General features: G+C 40.5%; 27 protein-coding genes. 19 read left to right on the plus strand and 8 right to left on the minus strand.

The window, feature by feature from the left end; all coding sequences use genetic code 11:
- Positions 1-58 precede the first annotated feature (58 nt).
- The 9 genes from ODU50_RS05985 (at position 59) to ODU50_RS06025 (ending at position 8,748) form a co-directional block, all read left to right on the plus strand.
- Positions 59-649 (plus strand): class I SAM-dependent methyltransferase, encoded by a 591-nt coding sequence (locus ODU50_RS05985; protein ID WP_024405804.1) that lies wholly within the window; start codon positions 59-61, stop codon positions 647-649.
- Positions 646-1,923: a pyrimidine-nucleoside phosphorylase gene (locus ODU50_RS05990; protein ID WP_105153603.1), complete on the plus strand. Its 1,278-nt coding sequence runs from the start codon at positions 646-648 to the stop codon at positions 1,921-1,923. Before ODU50_RS05985 ends, ODU50_RS05990 begins: the two co-directional genes overlap by 4 nt.
- Positions 1,924-1,938: 15 nt before the next feature.
- Complete coding sequence (gene deoC, locus ODU50_RS05995) at positions 1,939-2,601, plus strand: deoxyribose-phosphate aldolase (protein ID WP_024418109.1); 663 nt, start codon at positions 1,939-1,941, stop codon at positions 2,599-2,601.
- Positions 2,588-2,977, plus strand: a complete 390-nt coding sequence (locus ODU50_RS06000; RefSeq protein ID WP_024415456.1) for a cytidine deaminase — start codon at positions 2,588-2,590, stop codon at positions 2,975-2,977. Before deoC ends, ODU50_RS06000 begins: the two co-directional genes overlap by 14 nt.
- An 80-nt stretch (positions 2,978-3,057) precedes the next feature.
- Positions 3,058-4,125, plus strand: a complete 1,068-nt coding sequence (locus tag ODU50_RS06005) for a BMP family protein (protein WP_044758722.1) — start codon at positions 3,058-3,060, stop codon at positions 4,123-4,125.
- A gap of 194 nt (positions 4,126-4,319) precedes the next feature.
- Entirely contained in the window at positions 4,320-5,855 is a 1,536-nt protein-coding gene (locus ODU50_RS06010) for an ABC transporter ATP-binding protein (protein WP_398581358.1), read from the plus strand.
- On the plus strand, positions 5,848-6,909 hold the full coding sequence (locus ODU50_RS06015) for an ABC transporter permease (RefSeq protein WP_044680726.1): 1,062 nt from the start codon (positions 5,848-5,850) through the stop codon (positions 6,907-6,909). Before ODU50_RS06010 ends, ODU50_RS06015 begins: the two co-directional genes overlap by 8 nt.
- Position 6,910: 1 nt before the next feature.
- Positions 6,911-7,864, plus strand: coding sequence for an ABC transporter permease (locus ODU50_RS06020; RefSeq protein WP_002940834.1), 954 nt, complete (start codon positions 6,911-6,913; stop codon positions 7,862-7,864).
- Positions 7,865-8,376: 512 nt separating this feature from the next.
- Positions 8,377-8,748 carry a dihydrofolate reductase family protein gene (locus ODU50_RS06025; protein ID WP_079267443.1) on the plus strand — a complete coding sequence of 124 codons (372 nt, stop codon included), beginning with the start codon at positions 8,377-8,379 and terminating at the stop codon, positions 8,746-8,748.
- 42 nt (positions 8,749-8,790) lie between these two features.
- On the opposite strand, the gene ODU50_RS06030 is transcribed toward ODU50_RS06025, so the two are convergent.
- Positions 8,791-9,774, minus strand: a complete 984-nt coding sequence (locus tag ODU50_RS06030; RefSeq protein ID WP_105139909.1) for an L-lactate dehydrogenase — start codon at positions 9,772-9,774, stop codon at positions 8,791-8,793.
- A 188-nt stretch (positions 9,775-9,962) separates the two neighbouring features.
- On the opposite strand from ODU50_RS06030, the gene gyrA reads away from it, so the two are divergent.
- The 3 genes from gyrA (at position 9,963) to radC (ending at position 13,956) form a co-directional block, all read left to right on the plus strand.
- Positions 9,963-12,407, plus strand: coding sequence for a DNA gyrase subunit A (gyrA, locus tag ODU50_RS06035; RefSeq protein ID WP_024383413.1), 2,445 nt, complete (start codon positions 9,963-9,965; stop codon positions 12,405-12,407).
- 6 nt (positions 12,408-12,413) lie between these two features.
- Positions 12,414-13,163 (plus strand): class A sortase, encoded by a 750-nt coding sequence (locus ODU50_RS06040; RefSeq protein ID WP_002935254.1) that lies wholly within the window; start codon positions 12,414-12,416, stop codon positions 13,161-13,163.
- 112 nt (positions 13,164-13,275) lie between these two features.
- Positions 13,276-13,956: a DNA repair protein RadC gene (gene radC, locus ODU50_RS06045; RefSeq protein ID WP_002935253.1), complete on the plus strand. Its 681-nt coding sequence runs from the start codon at positions 13,276-13,278 to the stop codon at positions 13,954-13,956.
- On the opposite strand, the gene ODU50_RS06050 is transcribed toward radC, so the two are convergent.
- The 7 genes from ODU50_RS06050 to ODU50_RS06080 all read right to left on the minus strand — a co-directional run bounded on the left by ODU50_RS06050 (position 13,953) and on the right by ODU50_RS06080 (position 18,788).
- A complete protein-coding gene (locus tag ODU50_RS06050; protein ID WP_105135524.1) occupies positions 13,953-14,645 on the minus strand; it encodes a gamma-glutamyl-gamma-aminobutyrate hydrolase family protein in 693 nt (230 codons plus the stop codon). The two genes, radC and ODU50_RS06050, sit on opposite strands and share 4 nt — an antisense overlap.
- 3 nt (positions 14,646-14,648) lie before the next feature.
- The gene (locus ODU50_RS06055) at positions 14,649-15,287 is read right to left on the minus strand and encodes a redox-sensing transcriptional repressor Rex (RefSeq protein WP_002935251.1); all 639 of its coding nucleotides are present in this window, start codon (positions 15,285-15,287) and stop codon (positions 14,649-14,651) included.
- A gap of 134 nt (positions 15,288-15,421) precedes the next feature.
- On the minus strand, positions 15,422-15,625 hold the full coding sequence (locus ODU50_RS06060) for a DUF4649 family protein (RefSeq protein ID WP_024378702.1): 204 nt from the start codon (positions 15,623-15,625) through the stop codon (positions 15,422-15,424).
- Position 15,626: 1 nt separating this feature from the next.
- Complete coding sequence (locus tag ODU50_RS06065) at positions 15,627-15,971, minus strand: DUF1831 domain-containing protein (protein ID WP_105135525.1); 345 nt, start codon at positions 15,969-15,971, stop codon at positions 15,627-15,629.
- Position 15,972: 1 nt separating this feature from the next.
- Entirely contained in the window at positions 15,973-17,088 is a 1,116-nt protein-coding gene (locus ODU50_RS06070; RefSeq protein ID WP_029179036.1) for a cysteine desulfurase family protein, read from the minus strand.
- 11 nt (positions 17,089-17,099) lie between these two features.
- A complete protein-coding gene (locus ODU50_RS06075; protein ID WP_012775438.1) occupies positions 17,100-18,077 on the minus strand; it encodes a ribose-phosphate diphosphokinase in 978 nt (325 codons plus the stop codon).
- Positions 18,078-18,221: 144 nt separating this feature from the next.
- Complete coding sequence (locus tag ODU50_RS06080) at positions 18,222-18,788, minus strand: CYTH domain-containing protein (protein WP_105135526.1); 567 nt, start codon at positions 18,786-18,788, stop codon at positions 18,222-18,224.
- Positions 18,789-18,874: 86 nt separating this feature from the next.
- Between ODU50_RS06080 and ODU50_RS06085 the strand changes: the two genes are divergently transcribed.
- The 7 genes from ODU50_RS06085 to ODU50_RS06115 are packed head-to-tail and all read left to right on the plus strand — an operon-like array spanning position 18,875 to position 26,079.
- A complete protein-coding gene (locus ODU50_RS06085; protein WP_002935242.1) occupies positions 18,875-19,546 on the plus strand; it encodes a GTP pyrophosphokinase family protein in 672 nt (223 codons plus the stop codon).
- Positions 19,530-20,348, plus strand: a complete 819-nt coding sequence (locus ODU50_RS06090; RefSeq protein WP_105135527.1) for an NAD kinase — start codon at positions 19,530-19,532, stop codon at positions 20,346-20,348. The genes ODU50_RS06085 and ODU50_RS06090 overlap by 17 nt, the downstream gene beginning before the upstream one ends.
- Positions 20,348-21,241 (plus strand): RluA family pseudouridine synthase, encoded by an 894-nt coding sequence (locus ODU50_RS06095; protein ID WP_105135528.1) that lies wholly within the window; start codon positions 20,348-20,350, stop codon positions 21,239-21,241. The genes ODU50_RS06090 and ODU50_RS06095 overlap by 1 nt, the downstream gene beginning before the upstream one ends.
- A 17-nt stretch (positions 21,242-21,258) precedes the next feature.
- Positions 21,259-22,233, plus strand: a complete 975-nt coding sequence (gene pta, locus ODU50_RS06100) for a phosphate acetyltransferase (protein ID WP_002935239.1) — start codon at positions 21,259-21,261, stop codon at positions 22,231-22,233.
- Between the two features lies 1 nt (position 22,234).
- Positions 22,235-23,974 carry an ABC transporter ATP-binding protein gene (locus ODU50_RS06105; protein ID WP_105153602.1) on the plus strand — a complete coding sequence of 580 codons (1,740 nt, stop codon included), beginning with the start codon at positions 22,235-22,237 and terminating at the stop codon, positions 23,972-23,974.
- Positions 23,961-25,703 (plus strand): ABC transporter ATP-binding protein, encoded by a 1,743-nt coding sequence (locus ODU50_RS06110; RefSeq protein ID WP_105153601.1) that lies wholly within the window; start codon positions 23,961-23,963, stop codon positions 25,701-25,703. The genes ODU50_RS06105 and ODU50_RS06110 overlap by 14 nt, the downstream gene beginning before the upstream one ends.
- Complete coding sequence (locus ODU50_RS06115) at positions 25,687-26,079, plus strand: PaaI family thioesterase (RefSeq protein WP_192873050.1); 393 nt, start codon at positions 25,687-25,689, stop codon at positions 26,077-26,079. Before ODU50_RS06110 ends, ODU50_RS06115 begins: the two co-directional genes overlap by 17 nt.
- Positions 26,080-26,285 lie beyond the last annotated feature (206 nt).

The raw sequence follows: 26,285 nt of genomic DNA on the forward strand, positions 1-26,285 counted from the left end.
TATTTTTCATGTAAGAAAAACTCTTGAAAACGTTTTTAGGAAATGTTATAATAAGTACATGTCCAATATGTATTACGAAAAAAATCCTACAATAGCACATGATATTCATGAAATCCACGTAAACTTACTAGACACCCCAATGTCTTTCATGACAGATGCAGGTGTTTTTAGCAAGAAGATGGTTGATTATGGTAGTCAAGTGCTTTTAAAAACCCTTTATTTTGAAAAAGGGGCATCGGTGTTGGATGTTGGCTGTGGTTATGGACCAATTGGTTTGACACTTGCTAAGGTGTTTAGCACCAAGACAACGCTGATTGATATTAATAGCAGAGCTTTGGATTTAGCTACAAAAAATGCAGAGAGGAATGGTGTTATCGCTAAAATTTATCAATCCAATATCTACGAAAACGTGGACGAAACATTCAATCATATTGTTTCAAATCCACCTATTCGAGCCGGAAAATCGGTTGTACATGAAGTAATTGCTGGGGCCTTTCAACGCTTAGAGGCACACGGAACCTTGTCCATTGTCATTCAAAAGAAACAAGGTGCTCCGAGTGCCAAAGCTAAGATGGAAGAGGTGTTCGGCAACTGCCAGATTATAAAGAAAGATAAGGGTTACTACATCCTTGAAAGTGTGAAAGAATGAGAGCAGTTGATTTAATTCAAAAAAAGCGTGATGGCTTAGAACTATCGTCTGAAGAAATCAAATGGTTGATTGATGGATATGTAGCTGGGACAGTACCGGATTATCAAATGTCAGCCTTGGCGATGGCGATTTATTTTAAAGGGATGTCAACACGTGAGATTTCTGATTTGACAATGTCCATGGTTGCAACGGGTGAACAGATTGATTTGTCTGCAATCCCAGGCATCAAGGTAGATAAGCATTCTACAGGTGGTGTCGGAGATAAGGTTACACTCATCTTAGCGCCATTGGTAGCAAGTTTTGATATTCCAGTTGCAAAGATGAGCGGTCGTGGGCTTGGTCATACTGGTGGAACCTTGGATAAGTTAGAGTCAATCAAAGGATACCAGATTGAAGTTAGCCAAGCAGATTTCATCAAGCAAGTTCAAGATACTGGTGTTGCAGTTATTGGTCAGTCAGATAATCTTGTCAAAGCTGATAAACTACTCTATGCCCTTCGTGACGTGACAGCAACCGTTGACATTATTCCGCTGATTGCCAGCTCAGTAATGTCTAAGAAAATTGCCGCAGGTGCGGATGCGATTCTTTTAGATGTCACGGTGGGAGAAGGTGCCTTCATGAAGACTGTTGAAGAGGCACGGGTTCTAGCTCAAACCATGGTGGATCTTGGGAAGGCGGTTGGTCGTAAGACAGTTGCTGTTTTAACTAACATGTCTCAACCAGTTGGAACTTCGATTGGAAATCGTTTGGAAATTTTAGAGGCTATTGAAATTTTACAGGGTAAAGGTCGAGAAGATGTTACCGAATTTATCTGTGAACTAGCCCAAATTATGTTGGGGCTTGCTAATGTTGAGAAAAGCATTGAAGAAGTACGCCAGCATATTGACAATGGTGCAGCATTGAAGAAATTTGAAGAGATGGTCCGTGCTCAAGGTGGTGACTTAGAAGATTTATATCGCCCAGTTCAGGTTACACAGCAAGTTCCAGTTCTTGCGGAAGAGGATGGCTATATTGTGGGGCTTCCTGCTTTGGAATTTGGTCTCTTTGCAATGAAACTTGGTGCAGGTCGTGCAGTCAAGACTGACAATTTAGATTATGAAACAGGTATTGTTTTCAATAAGAAAGTGGGGGAAGCTGTTTCTAAAGGCGAGCAAATCGCAACGATTTATGCCAATGAAAATATTTCGGAAAACATGCTTACAAATTTCCAAAAAAATGTTAAAATAGATAAAGAAAGTGTAAAAACGAAAGAAATCATCGAGATTATTTCTTAATGTACGGAGAAAGCTATGAAATTGAATAAATATATTGACCACACAATCTTGAAACCTGAGACAACACAAGAGCAGGTTGAAAAAATTTTAGCAGAAGCAAAAGAATATGATTTTGCAAGTGTCTGTGTTAACCCAACTTGGGTTGCTTTAGCAGCTGAAAGCTTGAAAGATAGTGATGTAAAAGTTTGTACGGTTATTGGTTTCCCTCTCGGAGCAAACACACCTGCTGTAAAAGCATTCGAAACAAAAGACGCAATTTCAAATGGAGCAGATGAGATTGACATGGTTATCAATATCGGTGCTCTGAAAACTGGAAATTACGATTTGGTTTTGGAGGATATTAAAGCTGTTGTAGAAGCAAGTGGCGATAAACTAGTCAAAGTTATCATCGAAGCATGTCTCCTTACTGACGATGAGAAAGTGAAGGCTTGTCAATTATCTCAAGAAGCTGGTGCGGACTATGTTAAAACATCTACAGGATTTTCTACAGGTGGTGCTACAGTAGCGGATGTTGCCTTGATGAGAAAAACAGTAGGTCCTGACATGGGAGTGAAGGCTTCTGGTGGTGCACGTTCGTATGAAGATGCTATTGCTTTTATCGAAGCAGGAGCGTCTCGTATTGGTGCGTCATCAGGCGTGGCAATCATGAATGGAGCACAGGCGGATGGAGACTATTGATTTAATTGAATTAGCTGTAAAAAACAGTCAAAAAGCATACGTACCGTACTCAAAGTTTCCAGTTAGTGCAGTTCTTGTAGCTAAGACTGGGGAAATATTTACAGGTGTAAACATTGAAAATGCAAGTTTTGGTTTGACCAATTGCGCTGAAAGGACAGCTATTTTCAAGGCCATTTCTGAAGGTGTGAAAGATTTTTCTGAAATCGTAATTTATGGTAAAACAGAAAAACCAATATCTCCTTGTGGAGCTTGTCGCCAAGTTATGGCAGAATTTTTTGATAAGGATTTAAAAGTGACCTTGGTCGCTAAAGATAAATCGACAGTCGAGACGACAGTCGGGGAATTACTACCATATTCCTTTACAGACTTAACATAGTCTGTATGACAGTCATTTGACTGTAGCAATATTACTCTGCAACAATTTAGTTGCAAAAAGATTTTTAGGAGGGTTCAGAAATGAACAAGAAACTTGTAGGACTTGGTCTAGCAGCTGTTGCGGCTGTATCTTTGGCTGCATGTGGTAACCGTGCTTCAAAAAGCAGTAGCTCAGAAGCATCTTCATCAGCGGACACATCTGTGAAAGCTGCTATCGTTACTGACATTGGTGGTGTTGATGACCGTTCATTTAACCAATCTGCTTGGGAAGGTCTTCAAGAGTGGGGTAAAGCAGCTAGTCTTTCCAAAGGTAATGGCTACGATTACTTCCAATCAGCTAGTGAATCAGATTATATCACAAACCTTGATTCAGCTGTTGCTGGTGGTTACAATCTTGTGTTCGGTATTGGTTTTGCCTTGGAGAGTGCGATTGCGGAGGTTGCACCAAATAATCCTAATACACACTATGTAATCGTGGATAGTGTTGTTCCAGATCAAGACAATGTAGTTAGCGTAGGTTTCGCAGACCATGAAGCATCATATCTTGCTGGTGTTGCTGCAGCTAAATCAACTAAAACAAATCACGTAGGTTTCATCGGTGGTATGGAAGGTGTTATCATCGATCGCTTTGAAGCTGGTTTCGTTGCTGGTGCTAAGTCTGTAAACAAAGACATCAAGATTACAGTTGACTATGCAGGTTCATTTGGTGATGCTGCCAAAGGTCAAACTCTTGCAGCTGCTCAATATGCTGCAGGTGCAGACGTTATTTTCCACGCTTCTGGTGGTACTGGTAACGGTGTATTTGCTGCTGCTAAAGCAGAAAATGAAACTCGTAATGAAGCAGATAAAGTTTGGGTAATCGGTGTTGACCGTGACCAATCAGCAGAAGGTACATACACTTCTAAAGATGGTAAGTCTTCTAACTTTGTATTGGCTTCAACATTGAAACAAGTTGGTACTTCAGTTAAAGATATTGCAACTAAGGCAGCTGCAGGTGATTTCCCTGGCGGTAAAGTACTTCAATTCTCATTGAAAGATAAAGGGGTTGAATTGGCAGAAACTAATCTTTCAGAAGATGCTTCTAAAGCAGTTGCAGATGCTAAACAAGCAATTTTGGATGGCAAAGTAGAAGTTCCTGAAAAACCTTAATGAATTTCTTTTCGACAATTCCGATTCGGCGACCCGACGGGGCGCCGTTTTCGGGCTGAGATTTTTCTCAGTAAAGCCTATCAGCTATGGTAGGTTTTACTGACAAAAATGGTATAGTTGATGAAGAGTTTTTAAGTACTCAAAGTAGTACTGAAGAATTTTCAGAAAGCTATAGTCAGAAAGGATAATAGATTATGACTAAGGATTATGTCATTGAAATGCGCAATATCACTAAGATATTTGGTGAATTTGTAGCAAATGACCACATCAATTTGAATGTCAGACTTGGTGAAATCCATGCCCTTCTTGGTGAGAATGGTGCGGGTAAATCTACTCTGATGAACATGCTTGCTGGCTTGTTGGAACCTACAAGCGGTGAAATTGTTATCAACGGTCAATCCGTGAAGATTGACTCTCCATCCAAAGCTGCCCAATTGGGTATTGGTATGGTGCACCAACATTTTATGTTGGTTGATGCTTTCACAGTTGCCGAGAATATCATTCTTGGTTCTGAAACTACCAAAGGTGGCGTGATTGACCTTAAAAAAGCTATCGCAGAAATTAAAGAACTTTCTGCTAAATATGGTCTTGAAGTTGATCCAACTGCAAAGGTTGCAGATATTTCTGTGGGTGCACAGCAACGTGTAGAAATCCTTAAAACACTTTACCGTGGAGCAGACCTTTTAATTTTTGATGAGCCGACAGCTGTATTGACCCCTGCGGAAATTGCAGAGCTCTTGAAAATTATGAAAGCCTTGGTTGAAGAAGGTAAATCTATTATTTTGATTACGCACAAATTGGATGAAATTCGTGCAGTTGCCGATAGTGTAACAGTTATTCGTCGAGGTAAATCAATCGAAACAGTTGCTGTTGAAGGAGCAACAAACCAAGATTTGGCTGAGTGGATGGTTGGACGTTCCGTTTCCTTTAAAACAGAGAAAGTTGAAGCAAATCCTAAAGAAGTCATTTTGTCCATTAAGGATTTGGTTGTCAATGAAAACCGTGGTATCCCAGCAGTTAAGGGCTTATCGCTTGATGTTCGAGCAGGTGAGGTTGTTGGTATTGCCGGTATCGACGGAAACGGTCAAAGTGAGTTGATTCAGGCAATCACTGGTTTACGTAAGGTAAAATCTGGCTCAATCACTATCAAAGGTGAGGAAGTAGTTGGTAAAACTCCACGTAAAATTACAGAAATGCAAGTGAGCCACGTTCCCGAAGATCGTCATCGCGATGGACTCGTTCTTCCGATGACTGTTGCTGAGAACTTTGCGCTTCAAACTTACTATAAAGAACCGATTTCAAAAAATGGTATCTTGAACTATAATATCATTAATGAAAAAGCACGCGCGTTAATGGAAGAATTTGACGTTCGTGGGGCGAGCGAACTCGTTCCAATCAAGGCTCTTTCAGGCGGTAACCAGCAAAAAGCTATCATCGCGCGTGAAATCGATCGCAACCCAGACCTTTTCATTGTTAGCCAACCAACACGCGGTTTGGACGTTGGTGCTATTGAGTATATTCGTAAGCGTCTCATTGCAGAACGTGATAAGGGTAAGGCTGTTCTTGTTGTCAGCTTCGAATTGGATGAAATTTTGGATGTATCAGATAGAATTGCTGTAATCCATGATGGTGTCATCCATGGTATTGTTGAACCTGCTAAGACCAATAAACAAGAGTTAGGTGTCTTGATGGCAGGTGGACATATTGAGAAGGGAGAAGAGCATGCTTAATAAATATAAGAATTTGGCCCTTCCATTAATGGCTGTGGTCAGTGGTATCCTACTTGGAGCGATTGTCATGCTTGTTTTTGGCTACGATCCAATTTGGGGCTATGAAGAGTTATTCTATTCAGCTTTTGGTAATATCAAATCAATTGGTGAAATTTTCCGTGCAATGGCACCACTTGTTTTCACTGCTCTCGGTTTCGCAGTAGCTAGTCGTGCAGGTTTCTTCAACGTTGGTTTGTCTGGTCAGGCCTATGTTGGTTGGGTTTTTGCTGGATGGTTTGCCTTGGCAAATCCTGACTTACCGCGTCCAGTTTTGATTTTGGGAACAGTCTTAATTGCCATGTTGGCAGGCGGTATTGCTGGAGCTATTCCAGGTATTCTACGTGCCTATTTGGGAACAAGTGAAGTTATCGTTACGATTATGATGAACTACATCTTACTCTATTCATGTAACTATATCATTCGTGATGTATTTTCAGATAGTTTGATGAAGAATACAGACTCGACAGTTAACGTGTCAGCAAATGCCTCTTACCAAACAGAGTGGCTCCGTGCATTGACAGATAACTCACGTATGAATATTGGTATTTTCTTTGCCATTATTGCAGTTTTTGTGATTTGGTTCCTATTGACCAAAACGACTCTTGGTTTTGAGATTCGCTCAGTGGGGCTTAACCCAACAGCATCGGATTATGCGGGTATGTCTGCGAAACGTACGATTATTCTATCTATGATTATTTCAGGTGCTCTTGCGGGTCTTGGGGGAGCTATCCAAGGTTTGGGTACTTTCCAAAACGTTTATATCCAAAGCGGTAACTTGGATATTGGTTTTAATGGTATGTCAGTAGCGCTTTTAGCTTCTAATTCACCGTTAGGTATTCCATTGGCTGCCTTTCTATTCGGTGTTCTTTCTGTCGGTGCCCCAGGTATGGTACGTGCACAGATTCCACCTGAATTGATCAACGTTGTTACGGCATCAATCATTTTCTTTATCGGTGTGAAATTTATTTTTGAACAATTATTAAAATCTAGAAATAAAGCGAAAGGAGCGAAATAAGATGAATGTTTCAATTCTTGCCTTACTCATTTCGCAAATGTTGATTTATTCAGCACCCTTAATCTTTACCAGTCTTGGAGGAGTTTTCTCTGAACGCGGTGGTATTGTAAACGTTGGTCTAGAAGGAATCATGGTTATCGGTGCCTTTGCTGGTGTTGTTTTCAATATCGAATTTGCAGGGACATTTGGTAATGCTACTCCATTATTAGCTGTTATTGTAGGAGGTCTTGCTGGTGTTATCTTTGCCGCTATTCATGCGATGGCGACGATTAATTTCCGTGCAGACCACGTTGTCTCTGGTACGGTGTTGAACCTTTTGGCTCCAGCATTGGGAGTTTTCCTAGTCAAGGTTATCTATAATAAGGGTCAAACTGATAGTATTACTGAATCATTTGGTAAATTTTCATTCCCTATCTTGGCAGATATTCCAATCATTGGTGAAATTTTCTTCAAAAATACAAGCTTGATGGGTTATGTAGCTATTGCAACAGCATTTCTTGCTTGGTTCATCCTTTATAAAACCAAGTTTGGTTTGCGCCTTCGTTCAGTAGGTGAACATCCGCAGGCAGCGGATACTTTGGGAATCAATGTCTACGCTATGCGTTATGCAGGTGTGTTGATTGCTGGTTTCCTTGGTGGTGTTGGTGGAGCTGTAAGTGCTCAATCAGTGAATATCAACTTCTCTGCAACAACAATCGTAGGTTCAGGTTTCATCGCTCTAGCAGCTGTAATTTTCGGTAAGTGGAATCCAATTGGCGCTATGCTTGCCAGTCTATTCTTCGGTCTTTCGCAAAGTTTAGCAGTAGTGGGTGGACAATTACCAGGATTAAAAGATATTCCAACGGTTTATCTTCAAATTGCACCATATTTGATTACTGTTATTGCCCTGTCTGCTTTCTTTGGTAAAGCAGTCGCTCCTAAAGCAGACGGTATCAACTATATCAAATCTAAATAAAAAGGTCCAGTGGACCTTTTTATCATGAGCTCGAAAATACGAAGCGAATAAGGTCCAATGGACCTTTTTATCATGTTCTTTGCTGTATAGGAAATGAATAATTGTCCTATTCAAAGGAAGAGGAGTTATAGGGACTTTTGGTTGAGAATAGGAAGAATGACTGGTATAATAGTTTGTCACTAAGGTATGAAATGAGGTAATTGTGAGACTATTGGTGTTAAATATTGCAATGAGTTTAGATGGATTTATTGCACATAAGGATGGAAGCTACGATTGAATTGAAGGACATGGTACCGATAAATACGATACGGTCTTACAGTTTGATAATCAAAAATTCTTTAGGGAGTGGGAAAGAACTCAACCATTCATAGAAGAGTTCGTTTTCCCACCCCCGCACAGTTGATTAGGTTAGATTTGGAGTGTAAAACACGAACAAATCTGCCAATCAACCACTGCGCTGAGATGTTGACACTAACTTTGAGAAGCGGTGCTGGGCTTTTTGCCCAGCCTCGATGGGGAGAAAATCATTAGAAGATTGTCCGTTGGAAATGATTGAAGGACATCAGGAAAAGCAATTTATCGTTGCGAGTCATACTGAGCAGACGGACTATGGTAATGTGCGTTTCGTAAGGGACGTCATCGGGGAGATTATGGAACTTCGCTCTCAAGAAGGTGGAGATATTTGGTTGTTTGGTGGAGCAAGTCTGGTTCAGGACTGTTTAGAGGCGGGAGTGATTGATCACCTTATTATTGGGATTATTCCTACTATTTTGGGTGACGGTATTCCACTTTTCGCCTCACTTTTGGAAGAAAAGAAATTGCTCTTGGTAGAGTCAACTGTCACAGATGGAATTGCTATGTTACGTTATGATATTAGAAAGTAAAAAAGGCGAGCTATTGCTCACCTTTTTTACTATTTTATATAATTAGTTTTTTACACCAGCTGCAATTTCTGGGTTTGCGAAAGCATTATCGATGATGTCTTTCAATTGTTTAGCAGATGCTTGCATTTTTTGCAATTCAGCTTCGCTCAATGGGATATTGACTGGACGAACGATACCGTGGGCACCGATGATAGCAGGTTGACCGATGAAGACATCTTCAACACCTTCGTATTGGCCAGCTTGGTAAACTGACAATGGAAGTACTGCATTTTCATCATCAAAGATTGCTTTAGTGATACGTGCAAGTGCAACACCGATACCGTAGTAAGTTGCGCCTTTTTTGTTGATGATTGAGTAGGCTGCATCACGAACAGATACAAACAAGTCAACAAGACCTTGCTCATCAATATCGCGGTTATCTTGTAACCAGTCGTACAATTTCACACCAGCAACGTTGGCATGTGACCAAACTGCAAATTCTGAGTCACCGTGCTCACCCATGATGTAAGCGTGAACTGAACGTGCGTCGATACCGATTTTCTCAGCCAATGCTTGACGGAAACGAGCTGAGTCAAGAGAAGTACCAGAACCGATAACACGCTCTTTAGGGAAACCAGAGAATTTCCAAGTTGAGTAAGTCAATACGTCAACAGGGTTAGCAGCAACAAGGAAGATACCGTTGAAACCAGAGTTAACGATTTCTGTAACGATTTGTTGGTTGATACGAAGGTTTTTCTCTACCAATTCAAGGCGAGTTTCACCTGGTTTTTGTGGCAAACCAGCTGTCAATACAACCAAGTCTGCGTCATGAGCATCTGAATACTCAGCAGAGTAGATTTTTTTAGGGAATGTGAAGGCCAATGCGTGGCTCAAGTCTTCTGCATCACCTTGAGTACGGTCTTTGTTGATATCGATGATACCCAATTCTTGACCAATCCCTTGGTTAACAAGAGCATAAGCATAAGCAGAACCTACGGCACCGTCACCGACAAGGATTACTTTTTTGTGTTGTTTAGTTGCAGTCATTGCTAAACATCTCCTTAGTTTTATTTGGGGATGACTTCATCCCGACCATAATACATTCTAGCATGTTTTAAGCTTTTTGTCACTTGTGAAAGCGCCTTTGAAAATGTTTACATGCTAGTTTCCAACAAAGAAATTTATTCGCCAATATGGTATAATAGAAGCACAATGACTGTTGAAAGAGGCATATAATGCAAGATAAAAATTTAGTAACGGTTAATCTGACCAATGAGATGAAATCATCCTTCATCGACTATGCGATGAGTGTTATCGTTTCACGTGCTCTGCCTGATGTACGTGATGGTCTGAAGCCGGTTCATCGCCGTATTTTGTATGGGATGAATGAATTAGGAATTACACCGGATAAACCACATAAAAAATCAGCCCGTATCACAGGGGATGTTATGGGTAAATATCACCCGCATGGAGATAGTGCGATTTACGAAGCAATGGTTCGTATGGCGCAATGGTGGAGCTACCGTCACATGTTAGTTGATGGTCACGGAAACTTTGGTTCCATGGATGGCGACGGAGCAGCCGCTCAGCGTTATACAGAAGCACGCATGAGCAAGATTGCGCTTGAAATGCTTCGTGATATTAACAAGAACACGGTAAATTTTGCGGATAACTATGACGCGAGTGAACGTGAGCCTGAGGTTTTACCTGCTCGTTTCCCTAACCTTCTGGTTAACGGAACGACTGGTATCGCCGTTGGTATGGCTACCAACATTCCTCCACACAACTTGGGTGAGACTATCGAGGCAGTTAAGCTGGTTATGGACAATCCCGAGGTAACAACACGTGAGATTATGGAAGTCTTGCCTGGACCAGATTTTCCGACAGGTGCCTTGGTTATGGGGAAATCTGGAATTCACCGTGCTTATGAAACTGGTAAAGGTTCAATAGTTCTTCGTTCCCGCACAGAAATTGAAGAATATGGAAATGGTCGTGAACGCATTGTTGTTACAGAGTTTCCATACATGGTCAATAAGTCCAAGGTTCAAGAACATATTGTCAAATTAGTCCAAGAAAAACGTATTGAAGGAATCACTGCTGTTCGAGACGAATCCAACCGTGAGGGTGTACGATTTGTTATCGAAGTTCGTCGTGATGCTTCTGCTAACGTTATTTTGAATAACCTATTCAAGCAAACACAGCTTCAAACCAACTTTAGTTTCAACATGTTGGCCATCCAAAATGGTGTACCGAAAATCCTTTCTGTACGTCAGATTCTAGAGTCTTATATTGAACACCAAAAAGAAGTAGTCACTCGTCGTACACGATTTGATAAAGAAAAGGCTGAGGCGCGTGCTCATATCTTAGAAGGTTTGCTGATTGCTCTTGACCATATTGATGAAGTCATTCGTATTATCCGTAATTCAGAAACTGATGCTATTGCTCAAGCTGAATTGATGGAGAAATTTGATCTTTCTGAACGTCAGAGTCAGGCTATTCTTGATATGCGTCTTCGTCGTTTGACAGGTTTGGAACGCGACAAGATTCAATCAGAATATGATGAGTTAGTGGCCTTGATTGCAGATTTGGCTGACATTCTAGCTAAGCCTGAGCGTGTTGTTCAGATTATTAAAGACGAATTAGAAGAAGTCAAACGTAAATATGCTGACCCACGCCGTACAGAATTGATGGTTGGTGAAGTTCTATCCCTTGAAGATGAGGACTTGATTGAAGAAACGGATGTTTTAATCACCTTGTCAAACCAAGGCTACATCAAGCGTTTGGCACAGGATGAGTTTCAAGCTCAGAAACGTGGAGGACGTGGGGTTCAAGGAACTGGTGTCAAGGATGATGATTTTGTACGAGAATTAGTCTCTACAAGCACTCATGATCGCTTGCTTTTCTTCACTAATAAGGGACGTGTTTACCGTCTCAAAGGCTATGAAATCCCAGAATATGGGCGTACTGCAAAGGGACTTCCAGTGGTCAATTTGCTTAAATTGGAAGAAAACGAGGCAATTCAAACCATTATCAATGTAACTAAGGACCAGGAGGCAGATAGCTATCTCTTCTTTGCAACCCGCCAAGGTGTTGTAAAACGGACTAGTGTGTCAGAATTTGCCAATATTCGCCAGAGCGGTCTGAAAGCTTTGAATTTGAAAGAAGACGATGAACTCATCAATGTTTTCTTAACAAATGGCCAAGCAGACATTATTATGGGGACTAAGTTCGGTTATTCTGTACGTTTCACTGAAACAGATGTTCGTAATATGGGCCGTACGGCAACAGGTGTTCGTGGTATCAATTTACGCGAGGGAGATCAGTTAGTTGGCGCTACTATGATTTCTGATGACCAAGAAGTACTCGTATTGACGGAAAAAGGTTTTGGTAAACGTACACCAGCCAGTGAGTATCCAACCAAAGGTCGTGGTGGTAAGGGGATCAAGACTCTTAAAGTTGCTGATAAGAATGGTTCTCTGGCAGGTTTGACAACGGTATCTGGTGATGAAGATATTATGGTTATTACCGATACTGGTGTGATTATTCGTACAAGTGTTGCCAATATCTCTCAAACTGGTCGTTCAACCATGGGTGTAAAAGTGATGCGCTTGAATGATGAAGCGAAAATCATGACCTTTGCCTTGGTAGATGCTGCCGAAATTAAAGAAGAAAAGGAATAAATAATCATGTCAAAACGTGAAAAAAAGAAGAAGCGTAAAGGTTCTTTTTGGCGCAATTTTTTAACAGTTGTATTGATACTGATTTCCTTGGCATTGATATTTAATACCTCTATCCGTAATTTTATTATCGGCTGGAATACGAATAAATACCAGATTAGCAATGTTACGACAGAGGATATCGAAAAGAATAAACAGGCTGAGACAACATTTGATTTCGAACAGGTTCAGTCTATTTCTACAGAAGCTATTTTAGCAGCTCAGTGGGATGCACAACGCTTACCTGTAATTGGTGGGATTGCGGTTCCCGAGCTTGGTATCAACCTTCCTATTTTTAAAGGGGTCTTCAATACTTCGCTCATGTATGGAGCTGGTACCATGAAGGAAAACCAAGAGATGGGGAAAGGAAATTATGCGTTGGCCAGCCACCATATTTTTGGTGTAACTGGTGCGGCAGATGTTCTCTTTTCACCGCTTGATCGCGCTAAAAACGGCATGAAAATCTACATTACTGACAAGACCAATGTTTACACCTACGTTATTGATAGTGTGGAAATTGTTTCGCCTGAAAGTGTCTATGTCATTGATGATGTAGAAGGACGTACAGAAGTTACGTTAGTGACATGTACGGACTATTATGCTACGCAACGTATTGTTGTAAAAGGAGTTCTTGAATCAACCACTCCATATAATGAAACGGCAAAAGACATCTTAGATTCCTTCAATAAAAGTTATAATCAGTATGATTATGGACAATAAAACATCTATATATTAAGAATAAAGAAGTGGTATAAAACTGAGGAGATATTCTTTGGTTTTATATGGCTTCTTTTTTATAAGATTTTACGAATAGATAGGTGAGGAGGAAATTATGTATCAAATTGAATTTAAAGAAGAGGCCATTCTACCTAGAGAACGTTTAGTAGAAGTTGGAGCTGAGCGGCTCAGTAATCAGGAACTACTAGCAATTTTTATTAGAACTGGGACAAAAAAAGAACCTGTTTCTATTCTCTCCAATAAATTATTGAATCGTTTGGAGAGTTTAGCGGCTCTAAGAGAACTATCAATTGAAGAATTGCAAAGTTTGACTGGAATTGGGCGCGTCAAGGCGATTGAAATTAAGGCTATGATTGAACTTGGAAAACGTATCAATCAATCAGAGCTACTCTTAAATGAGAGGATTTTGGGAAGTGAGAAGTTGGGACGTAAGATGATTCATGAAATCGGGCATAAGAAGCAGGAGCACCTAGTTGCACTTTATCTCAATACACAGAACCAGATTATCAGCCAAAAAACGATTTTTATTGGGAGTGTTAATCGTAGCATTGCAGAACCACGTGAAATTTTGCATTACGCAGTAAAATGTATGGCAACATCGATTATCATCGTTCACAACCACCCGTCGGGTTCAGTACAACCTAGTAGGAATGATTTGCTATTTACGGAGAATTTAAAAGAGTCCTGCGAAAAGCTAGGACTGGTATTATTAGATCATTTAATTGTTGGAAATAAGGATTACTATTCTTTTAGAGAAGAAAGTGAGTTATTTTAAAGTTTATTGACAATATAGTGGAAGAGGTCTTTTTCAATCTCACGTTTACCGTAGAGTAGTTCAGGATGCCATTGAACCCCTAAAAATTTAGTTGGGTAGGCTGAATGAACTGCTTCAATAATCTGTTGATTATCTGATAGTGCAATGATTTCTAAGTCAGGTGCTAAGTCGTTGATAGCCTGACGGTGAAATGAGTTTACACTCGGATCGGACTTATATATGTCGTAAAGTGGACTATTTTGAGTCAGTTGAATCGTTTGACTGACTTCTTGTCCGTCTATGTCTTGCCAATGTTCAGAAATTGATTGATGAAGGCTACCACCTTGAGCTACATTGTAGAGCTGTAGACCTCGGCAGATACCGAAGATAGGTTTCTGATTTTCTTGGGCAGCCCTTATGAGGGCCAATTCAAACTCGTCACGCTTTGGTAGATAATTATCGCTGTCAATAGTCCTTTCTTCATGATAGTAACTTGGCTGGACATTTTGTCCTCCTGTTAGGATGAGTTTGTCAATAAGATGAATATAATATTTTGCCAAATCTGGCTCTGTAGCAGGAAGGATGAATGGGAGCCCGCCAGCATCTTCAATAGCTTGTACGAGGCAAGTCTGGGTATAAGAAAGCAGGGGTTCTGTATGATCCCCTGTTTTATATTCATTTCCAGAAATACCAATAACTGGTTTTTTCATTGCTTATCCTTTTCGCATAAAGTAGAGTAGTGTCTGTAATTCACTAGTCAAATCAACATACTGGACAACGACGTCTTTTGGGACAGACAAGTTAACTGGTGAAAAGCTCAGAATTCCCTTAACACCAGCTTCAACAAGAATATCGGTCACTTCTTGTGCCTTGACGCTGGGTACCGTTAGAATGGCTGTCTGAGAGTTTGCTTCGCTGATACGTTCCTTGATCTCTGAGATTGCATGGATTGGGATATTTTCATCTGTCGTTCCAACAGCTGGATTATCATCTGCTTCAAAAGCCATGACTATTTTCATTTTATTTCGTTCGTGGAAGCGATAGTGTAGCAAGGCCCGCCCCATATTCCCGACTCCAACAAGCATAACATTGGTGATGGAGGTATCATTTAGAATATCCGCAAAGAAATCCATCAACTCTTTGACATTGTAGCCAAAGCCACGACGACCAAGCTCTCCAAAATAGGAAAAATCTCGGCGGACGGTAGCCGAATCGATTCCGATAGCTTCAGCAATTTCTTTTGAACTAGCTTTTTCAATATTTCCTGCATAGAAACGTTTAAAAATGCGATAGTAGAGGGATAGACGTTTGGCAGTAGCGCGTGGAATATCAGATTTTTTATCGTTTTTCACTTTAGACTCCTTTATTTCGATAGAATACGCTTTATCGATTATTTATATATTAAACAGTTCTTTATTCTATTCTAGTCCAAGTTTGTGAAAAAATCAACAGATTGATTTTAAAAAAAGATTAAACAGGAAACTGTCTAATCTAGTGTTTGTAAATAGCGATAGAGATCCCCGATTGTCCCTTTGTAATCCAGAGCTTGTCCGTCTTGTGTAATGCTGGTAACTGGATAATAGTCTGGGAGGGTTAAGCAACCGGAAAAAGCCAGAATGGCTGCATCTTTATTCTCAAATGTTTGGATACGTTCTTGCTTGTAAGCGTCAAGATAGTGAATTTCAATCATACTAACCCTCTTTTGTAAAGATGTCACGGTCAATCAAGCTATCCATGAGGAAATAGAATTTTTCTTGAATAACCTTGTTACTTTCTGGCTTAAAAATGTTTACCAGATGAAGACCAGACTTGTCGGTAATGTTAATTTTAAAACCAGTTAGGTCTTGATTGATAATAATTTTCAAGAGGAATCCTTGGTTTGAATTTGGAATTTCTTCCAGAAGACGTGTAAGCTGATAGTGGCCTGCTTTGGTTTGTTCAAAGGTGCTATCACGGAGTGTATATTTTTTGATAGCAGAGCTAATGTGATAAGTAAAATTACAATCTTTTAAGGTAACTGATTGTTGGAATGCCATTTTAACCTCCAAGTATTTTCTTTAGTTCGATGATAAGAGTATCTATCTCTTCTTTTGTATTGATTTCAGATAGGCTGATACGAATGGATTCTTTCAGACGATGGGAGTCTTTTCCATACATAGCTTCTAAAACATGGCTATTTTGGACAACACCTGCCGTACATGCGGAACCGCTAGAAACAGCGATACCTGCCAAATCTAGTTGCATGAGTAGTTGTTCATTAAGTTTACCAGGAAAACCGATATTAAGGACATGAGGGAGATGAGGTCCAGCCTGATTGAGATAATAGTCTAAGCCAGACACCCCCTCGATAATATGTTGTCGCAGTTCACTGACATGCTTATGATGCGTATCTAAGGACTCATATTGTTCTGTTAGGGCAGTCGCCATAGCAGCAATAGCAGGGAGATTCTCAGTACCTGCTCGATGTTGCTGTTCCTGCTTTCCGCCGTGGATCAAGGAATCAAATTTATGAACTTTACTATACAGGAATCCCATCCCCTTTGGACCATGGAATTTATGGGCAGAGGCCGCGAGGAAGTCAATTCCGTAGTCAGAGGGAGCAATTGCAATTTTTCCAATTGCTTGGACAGCATCTACATGAAAGACGGCCTGATGATCGGCTAGGAGCTCTCCAATTTCCTTGATGGGGAGTAGCTGACCGGTCTCATTGTTAGCAAACATGACGCTGACTAAAATAGTATCTGGTCGAAGGGCATCCTGAATTTGTTGAGCGGTGATTACTTGATCGACTGGTTGGATATAGGTAACCTCGAACCCAAACCGCTCCTCTAGATATTGCATGGTATGGAGGACAGCATGGTGTTCGATAGCCGTAGTAATCAGGTGTTTTCCTTTGGATTGATGAGCAAGTGCATAGCCTTGAATAGCTAAAGTATCAGCTTCGGAGCCTCCAGATGTGAAAATAATTTGTTCAGGAGAGGCGGAGAGAATCTGTGCAATCTCTTGACGACTTTGTCTAAGACATTGATTGGCTTTCCGACCGCTTTGATGGATACTGGAGGGGTTTCCATAATTTTCTTGAGCCACTTCCATCATCCGTTGGAGTGCAGCAGGAGATAGAGCAGTGGTTGCTGCATTATCTAAATAAATCAAAGAGTTTACTCCTAGTTTTCTTTTTCAGGACTAGTAAATTTGAAAAGTGGGCTGAGTGGCTGATGTTCTTGGATGCGGTGGATGGCATCTGCAATCAAGTCACTAGCTGTTAGGAAGGCGATATTTTTAGGATGCTGTTCTTTGCTTGCAACAGAATCGGTAACTAATATTTCTTTAATTGGTGCTTCATCTAAGAGTTGGGCTGCAGTTCCCGCAAAGAGACCATGGCTGGCAACTGCATAAATTTCAGTAGCACCACCTTCTTGGACAATTTTTGAAGCTTGTGAGAAAGTGCGACCAGTATTGAGAATATCGTCCACCAAAATAGCTTTTTTACCAGCAACATCGCCAATAATATAGCCTTCAGAACGTTCAGAATCATCTTGAGCGTAGTCGATAATCGCAATCGGTGCATTTAGAAATTCAGCGATATTACGAGCTCGTTTGATACCAGAATTTTTAGGACTCACAATGACGACATCTTCTCCGCAGAGTCCTTTTTCCATGTAGTAGGCTGCAAAAAGTGGTTCTGTAAGGAGATTGTCTACTGGAATATCAAAGAAACCTTGAATTTGTGAAGCGTGCAAATCAAGAGTCAATACACGGTCGACACCAGCTTTAACCAGCATATTTGCAACTAATTTAGCTGTAATTGGTTCGCGTGGAGAAGCGGTACGGTCTTGACGAGCATAGCCGAAATAAGGGATGACCGCTGTAATGGTGTTGGCACTAGCACGTTTACAAGCATCGATCATAATCAATAATTCCCACAAGTGATTATTGACCGGATAGCTTGTTGATTGGATAATGTAGACGTCTACGCCACGTACAGATTCTTCAATGTTAATTTGAATCTCACCATCAGAAAACTGACGAGAAGACAGTTTTCCAAGAGGAATTCCAGCAGAATCAGCAATTTTTTCAGCAATATCACGGTTGCTATTGAGTGAGAATAATTTAATGTTATGTTCACCGAGTGGTTGTACCATTTTAAAGTAACTCCTTTTACACACTGAGCTTTTATGATGACATAAAAGTATTTTTTACAATAGATAATTCTATTCTATCAAAAAAATGAAAAATTTTCAGTAGTGAAACTAAAAAATCAACCTTATTTGGCTGATTTTTTATAGTTATTTGATGTAGGCAGCTGTTCGTGCGACCTTACTACTAGCATATTTGAATTGAATTGATTTCTTCTTAAGGAATTCATCAAAAAGAATTTTCCCTGCATCTGCATCGGTCACTTCGACTTCTAATTCATAATCTTTTTGTCCCACATAATCATTTTCATCGAGAGCCATAAGACCTATAGATGTCTGTTTCTCATAGCGTTTTGTCGTGAGGCTTCCCCAGACAGCAAGTTTATCAAGTGGAATCTCTGTTGCAGAAATAATGTCAGAAATTTGTCCTGCTGGTAGTTGAAAATTTTCCAGTAAATGATGAGCAGTTTGGATGTCTAGAGCTTGGTTATATTCTTGATTTCCGACTTCTTGTGGAATTTTTAAGGTTAGTTCTGCTGAGTCTTCAAATGTACGAATACGGAGTGAAAAGCGGTGATTCTTCATATCTAGGTCTGGGGTATCAATGTAGTGGTTTGTTTGAAGAATTGGGCTCACATCTGAAAAGTCAGTAAGCAGGCGTTTGTATTCGGATTTGGTCAATAAGGTTTTATACTCAATTTCAAGGTGGTTTTTCATGCAGTAAACCCTTTCAATGTGTTATAATAGATTAGTCTTTGTGTTATTCTAATACAATTTAAAAGTTTTGACAAGAAAGGGGCCGTATGGACTTTAACTGGGAAGAATTTTTAGACCCCTATATTCAGACAGTTGGTGAATTGAAAATCAAACTGCGGGGGATTCGCAAGCAGTATCGCAAGGCTAATCGGCATTCTCCAATTGAGTTTGTCACAGGACGGGTAAAACCGATTGAATCCATTAAAGAAAAAATGGCCCTGCGACATATCAAATTGGAAAATCTTGCTCAAGATATGCAAGATATTGCCGGTCTTCGGATTATGGTTCAATTTGTGGACGACATTGAAGAAGTATTAGCTATTTTGCGGAAACGCAAGGATATGCAAATTGTGCATGAACGGGATTATATCAACAATATGAAAGCCTCTGGCTACCGTTCATATCATGTGGTGATTGAGTATCCTGTGGATACTATAAATGGCAACGAGACGGTTCTGGCAGAAATCCAGATTCGAACCCTTTCCATGAATTTCTGGGCTACAATTGAACATTCTCTGAATTATAAATATAAGGGGAATTTTCCAGAAGAAATCAAGAAACGCTTGGAAGTTACAGCAAAAATTGCCTATGAATTAGATGAGGAGATGCGAAAAATCCGCAACGACATTCAAGAAGCGCAGGCCTTATTTGATCCTGCCTATCGCAAACTGAATGATGGTGTGGGTAACAGTGATGATACAGATGAAGAATACAGGTAGAAAAAAAATCGCTCTGCTCGCTAGTCGAAATCCTAAGAGTGAAGCGGTGTCCAAAGAATTATGGACAAAGTTAAAAGAAGCAAATTTTATTTTGACTCCTAAAAATCCAGATATTGTCATTTCTATCGGTGGAGATGGGATGCTTTTATCTGCTTTTCACAAGTATGAAAAGTTAATTGATCGTGTACGTTTTGTAGGAATTCACACGGGTCATTTGGGGTTTTATACAGATTATCGCGATTTTGAAGTGGACAAGCTGATTGAAAATCTTAAGCTTGATACAGGTGCTAGAGTATCGTATCCGATTTTAAATGCTAAGGTCAAGATGACAGATGGCCGCATTGTCGAGGCGCGTGCCTTAAATGAAGCGACAATCAAGCGTTTATCTAAAACGATGGTGGCAGATATTATCATCAATAATGTTCCCTTTGAACGTTTTCGAGGTGACGGAATTTCTGTCTCGACCCCAACTGGTTCAACAGCTTACAACAAGTCTTTAGGTGGCGCGGTCTTGCATCCGACCATTGAAGCCTTGCAAATAGCAGAAGTGGCTAGTTTGAACAATCGTGTTTACCGCACCTTGGGTTCATCCGTTGTTGTCCCTAAAAAAGACAAGATTGTGATTGAACCAAAGCATAGTGACCGTTACTCGATTGCGGTGGACAATAAGACTTTTGTCTATGATAGTATTGAAAGTATAGAGTATCAGATAGACAATAGTAAGATTCATTTTGTTGCAACACCGAGCCATACTAGTTTTTGGAATCGGGTTAAGGACGCCTTTATTGGAGAGGTGGAGTAATGCGGTTTGAATTCATTGCTGACCAGCATACGAAAATAAAGACTTTCCTTAAAAAACACGGTGTCTCTAAAGGCCTATTAGCGAAGATTAAGTATACCGGCGGCAATGTCTGGGTCAACGATATTGAGCAAAATGCAACTTACTTGCTTGATATTGGAGATAGGGTTACAATTGACATACCTGCTGAAGAGGATTTGACTGGTAGTTTAAAACCGATTTTCTTTCCGTTGGATATTGTCTATGAAGATGATCATTTTCTGGCGATAAATAAGCCGGTTGGCTACGCCTCCATTCCTTCTGCCTTGCATTCATCCACAATCGCAAATTTTGTAAAAGGTTATCTTATTGAGCAGAATTATGAGAATAAGCAGGTTCATATTGTGACTCGTCTGGATAGGGATACATCAGGCGTCATGCTGTTTGCCAAGCACGGCTATGCCCACGCACGACTCGATAAGCAGTTACAGGCCAAGCTTATTCATAAACGTTATTATGCTTTGGTGAAGGGGAATGGGCAGTTAGAAGAGACAGGGGATATTATTGCCCCTATCGGTCGTCCAGAAGATAGCATCATTACCCGTTGTGTGACAAAGAATGGAAAATATGCTCATACTTCCTATCGTGTTGTACAATCTTGGGGAGATATTCATTTAGTAGATATTCAACTACATACTGGGCGGACTCATCAGATTCGTGTTCATTTTTCTCACATTGGATTTCCATTGTTAGGAGATGATATGTATGGTGGAAGTTTGGAATGTGGGATAGAACGTCAAGCCTTACATTGTTATAATTTAGCCTTCGACAATCCTTTTTCAGCCGAAAGGATTGATTTGGAAGCACCGCTTCCTGAGGATTTTCAGGCTGTTATCAATCAGTTAATAAGTAAATAAATTTAAGGAGTTTGTTCATGAAAATTTTTGAGCAATTAGCTACAAAGCTAGAGGGTAAAAAAGTACGTATCGTATTGCCAGAAGGTGAAGAACCACGTATCTTGCAAGCGACAAAACGTTTGGTAAATGAGTCGGATGTAGTACCCGTCTTGCTTGGAAACCCAGATCGTATTAAGATTTACCTTGACATTGAAGGGATTACAGAAGGTTTTGAAATTATTGACCCAGCTCATTATGATAGATATGATGAGATGGTAGCTGCTTTGGTAGAGCGCCGTAAAGGTAAGGTATCAGAAGAGCAGGCACATGAGTTGTTGAAAGATGTTAACTACTTTGGTGTTATGTTGGTATATATGGGCGTAGTAGAAGGTATGGTATCTGGTGCGATTCATTCAACCGCTTCAACAGTTCGTCCAGCTCTTCAAATCATTAAAACAGAGCCAGGTGTATCGAAAACATCAGGTGCCTTCTTGATGGTAAAAGGTGAAGAGCGTTATATTTTTGGTGACTGTGCTATCAACATTGATCCAGATGCTCAAACCTTGGCAGAAATCGCTATCAACTCAGCACGTACTGCTAAAATGTTTGGTATTGATCCCAAAGTAGCGATGCTCAGCTATTCTACAAAAGGCTCAGGTGCTGGTCCTAAAGTAGATAAGGTTGTTGAAGCTACAAAAATTGCTCAAAAATTGCGTCCTGAGTTGGATTTGGACGGTGAATTACAATTTGATGCTGCCTTTGTTCCTACCACAGGTAAATTAAAAGCCCCAGGTTCGAGTGTTGCTGGTCAAGCGACTGTATTTATCTTCCCAGGTATCTCAGCTGGTAATATTGGTTATAAAATTGCCGAACGTATGGGTGGATTTGCAGCGGTAGGTCCTGTTTTACAAGGTTTGAATCAGCCTGTAAACGACTTGTCTCGTGGTTGTAACCCTGATGATGTTTACAACTTGACCTTGATTACTGCGGTTCAGGCTTTGGAGCACCGTTAATATGAAATTTTTATCACGATATTTTAAGGACTATATTAAGGAATCCATATTAGGTCCAGTTTTCAAACTATTGGAAGCTTGTTTTGAGCTTTTGGTACCATTAATTATCGCCTATATCGTTGATACAATTATTCCAAATGGCAGCCAGGGAAACCTGGTTGCTATGCTTTTTTTACTGGTTGGTCTAGCATGTATTGGAATTATTGTTTCACTAATAGCGCAATATTATTCAGCTAAAGCAGCGGTTGGAGTGACTAAAGAGCTGACGAATGACTTGTATCAGAAGGTTCTTTCCCTTCCCAAGTCTAGCCGAGATATTCTTTCCTCATCCAGCTTGCTGACACGATTGACCAGCGACACTTTACAAATTCAAACGGGTATTAATACTTTTCTTCGTTTGTTTTTACGTGCTCCAATTGTCGTATTTGGTTCGCTCATCATGGCATTCTATATTAGCCCAAGTCTATCTGCCTATTTTCTAGGAATGATTATCCTATTGATTTTTATAGTGACAGTCATTTCTGTTATAACCAGCCGTATTTATCAATCGATGCGAAAAGAATTAGATGGTTTGGTGGGGCAGGTACGTGAGACAGTGACTGGCTGGAGAGTGATTCGTGCATTTGGACAAAGAGAGCGGGAAATTAAGGCTTTTCAAGGCATAAATCAGATTTATAAGAAGCAACAGCTGCAGGCTGGTTTTTGGTCTAGTCTTTTATCACCATTGACATTTTTAGTGGTCAACGGCACCTTACTCATTCTCATCTGGCAGGGGAATATAGCCATTTCACACAATTTGTTGGAACAGGGGATGTTGGTCGCTCTCATCAACTACCTTCTTCAAATTTTAGTAGAATTGGTCAAGATGATTATGGTCGTGTCTACTCTCAACCAGACCTATATTTCAGCGCAACGTATTCAAGAGGTTTTTGACCAAACATCTGAGGATGTAGAGTCTAGTTTGCCAAAAGTGGTTAGTGAGGATAAGGAGATCATCTTTTCTGTGCGCCATCTTTCCTTTTCTTATCCAAAATCTGCTGAGGAGTCCCTGTCTGACATTGCTTTTGACTTACGTAAGGGACAGTTTATGGGAATTATCGGGGGAACTGGGTCAGGTAAGTCCACCCTAGTAGATTTATTGCAGGCACTCTATTCAGTGCCAACAAATCAGCTCTCTCTCTTCATTGATGGAAAAAGTCCCAAGAATTTAAAAGAATGGCGGCAGCGAATTGCCATCGTTCCGCAACAGGCTCAGCTTTTTGCTGGAACTATTCGTTCTAATCTATCTTTAGGATTGGAAGAAATATCTGATAGTGACCTATGGTCTGCATTAGAAATTGCACAGGCTAAATCTTTCATAGAGGATAAAGGTGGTTTGGATAGCCCTGTCGAAGCCTTTGGTAAGAATTTTTCTGGTGGACAGCGTCAACGTTTGACCATTGCACGCGCTATTTTACAGAAAGCACCGATTTTAATCTTGGATGATGCAACATCTGCTCTGGATTATTTGACGGAGAGTCGGTTATTAGTGGCTATTCGCCAGGAATTACCAGGTCAAAACTTAATCATGGTGTCACAAAGAACCAATAGTTTACGGACAGCTGATCAGATTTTAGTCTTGGAACAAGGGCGTCAAGTTGGACTTGGTCGCCATGAGGACTTGCTGAGAAGCTCTGCTATTTATCAAGAAATTCACCAATCGCAACAACAAGGAGAGGAGGATAGCTATGAGACAATCTAGTTTTAAGGAACTGGTCAGATTGGTTTTACAACAGCCCCTTCGAATGTCCTTGATGTTGGTGGGAACTTTGGTGCAAGTGCTTCTGACAGTTTATCTGCCTATCTTGATTGGTCAGGCAGTCGATGCAGTATTGATATCGGATGGTCAGGTCTTGCTCGGTATCTTAGGCAAAATGGTGATGGTTATCTTGCTTAATACGCTGGTGCAATGGTACTTACCTTTGGTAACCAATCGCTTGGTTTACGGAATGGTGGCCGATTTGCGTGAACAGGTCTATGTGAAGCTGCACCAGATGCCCCTATCTTATCTGGATCGTCATTCAGTTGGTGATTTGGTGGCTCGTTTTTCAAGTGATAGTGAGCAATTAACAAATGGTCTCTTGATGATTTTCAATCAATTTTTCATTGGTATCTTGACCATTTTCCTAACCATTTTTACTATGGCTAGACTAGACATGACCATGATGTTGGTTGTAGTTGCCTTGACTCCCGTGTCTCTGCTTGTGGCACGCTATATCGCTAAGAAATCCTATGGTTATTATAGACAACAGACTCAGGCACGTGGGAAGCAATCTCAGCATTTGGAAGAGTCCATCAGTCAACTGACCTTGATCCAATCTTTCAATGCTCAAGAGCAATTTACGCAAGGTTTTCAAGTTGTGAATGAACAGTATGCGACCTATTCCCAACAGGCTATCTTTGCCTCTTCAACGGTCAATCCAAGTACGCGGTTTATCAATGCTATTATTTATGCCTTACTTGCAGGACTTGGAGCTCTGAGAATTATGGCAGGAAATTTTACAGTGGGGTCTCTGACAACTTTTCTCAATTATGCTAGTCAGTACAGCAAGCCTTTTAATGATATTTCCTCGGTCCTATCGGAATTGCAGAGCGCCTTAGCTTGTGCAGACAGGCTGTTTGCTATCTTGGCTCTAGATAGCATTGATGATCAGGCTGAGCGGAAAATTGATTCAGAGGAGCTGAAGGGAGCTATTTCCTTTGAAAATGTGTCTTTTTCCTATAGTCCTGACCGTTCTCTGATTGAACATCTGGATATTGCTGTCAAAGTTGGACAAAAGGTAGCCATTGTTGGACCTACTGGTGCTGGTAAATCAACCATGATTAACCTGCTTATGCGTTTCTACGATGTAACAGCTGGTCAAATTACTTTAGATGGAGTTCCGATTAGCCAGTACAGTCGTGAGGATCTTCGCAGACAGATTGGGATGGTTTTACAGGAGACATGGATCAAATCTGGTACCATTCATGATAATATTGCCTATGGCTATCCAAATGCCACGCGGGAATTGGTCATTGAGGCGGCTAAGGCGGCCAATGCAGACTTCTTTATTCGTCAGCTTCCGCAGGGGTACGATACAGTTTTGGCAGATGGAGGTGAAGCCTTATCCCAGGGACAACGTCAGCTTTTGTCTATTGCGCGTGTCTTTGTTAAAATACCTAAAATCCTGATTTTAGATGAGGCGACTTCCTCTATTGATACACGGACAGAAATTTTAGTACAGGAAGCATTTGCCAAATTGATGGAAGGACGGACCAGCTTTATTATTGCTCATCGCCTATCAACCATTCAATCAGCTGACTTGATTTTGGTCATGGTGGACGGAAAAATTGTTGAACAAGGGAATCATGAAGCATTGATGGCTGAACAAGGCGTTTATTATCAAATGCAAACAAGTCAGCAGACAGAGGAGGATGAAAGTGTTAGATAAATTAAACTTACAACCGATTACGGTTTTAGATGACTATCAAGCTACAATGCTCAATGAGAAAGAGGTGCTACTGACTACTAAGGTGACGGAAAAATCTCTCAATCCATACGGCATAGCACATGGAGGCTTTCTTTTCACATTGGCAGATTCAGTTGCAGGTCTGACAACGGTAGCAGGGGGTTCTTATTCTGTCACCCTACAGTCCAATATACATTATATAAAGGCAGCTAAACTTGGTGATACCTTATCAGTAATAGGCTCTTGCACACATGATGGAAGCAGGACAAAGGTCGTCGAAGTTAAGATAGAAAACCAAGATAAACAGCTACTTGCTTCAGCAAGCTTTACCATGTTTGTAACAGGTAAAGTAGAATAAAATTCTTCGAACATCAAAAACAGACAGTCTTGGCTAGATTTAGAGAAACAAATTCATTCGCTCAATCTCCAACCTCCAAAGTTTCCCCAAACCTTTGTAGAGACGAACTTCGTTCGCTCTATTTCCAATCTCCAAAGTTTCCCCAAACCTTTGGAGCTAGTTTGATTTTGATTATAAACGATATAAGGGAGTTGGCAAAAGCTGGC

Origin of the sequence: Streptococcus sp. 2020WUSS084, from assembly GCF_044427445.1 — a bacterium.
Taxonomy (GTDB): domain Bacteria; phylum Bacillota; class Bacilli; order Lactobacillales; family Streptococcaceae; genus Streptococcus; species Streptococcus suis.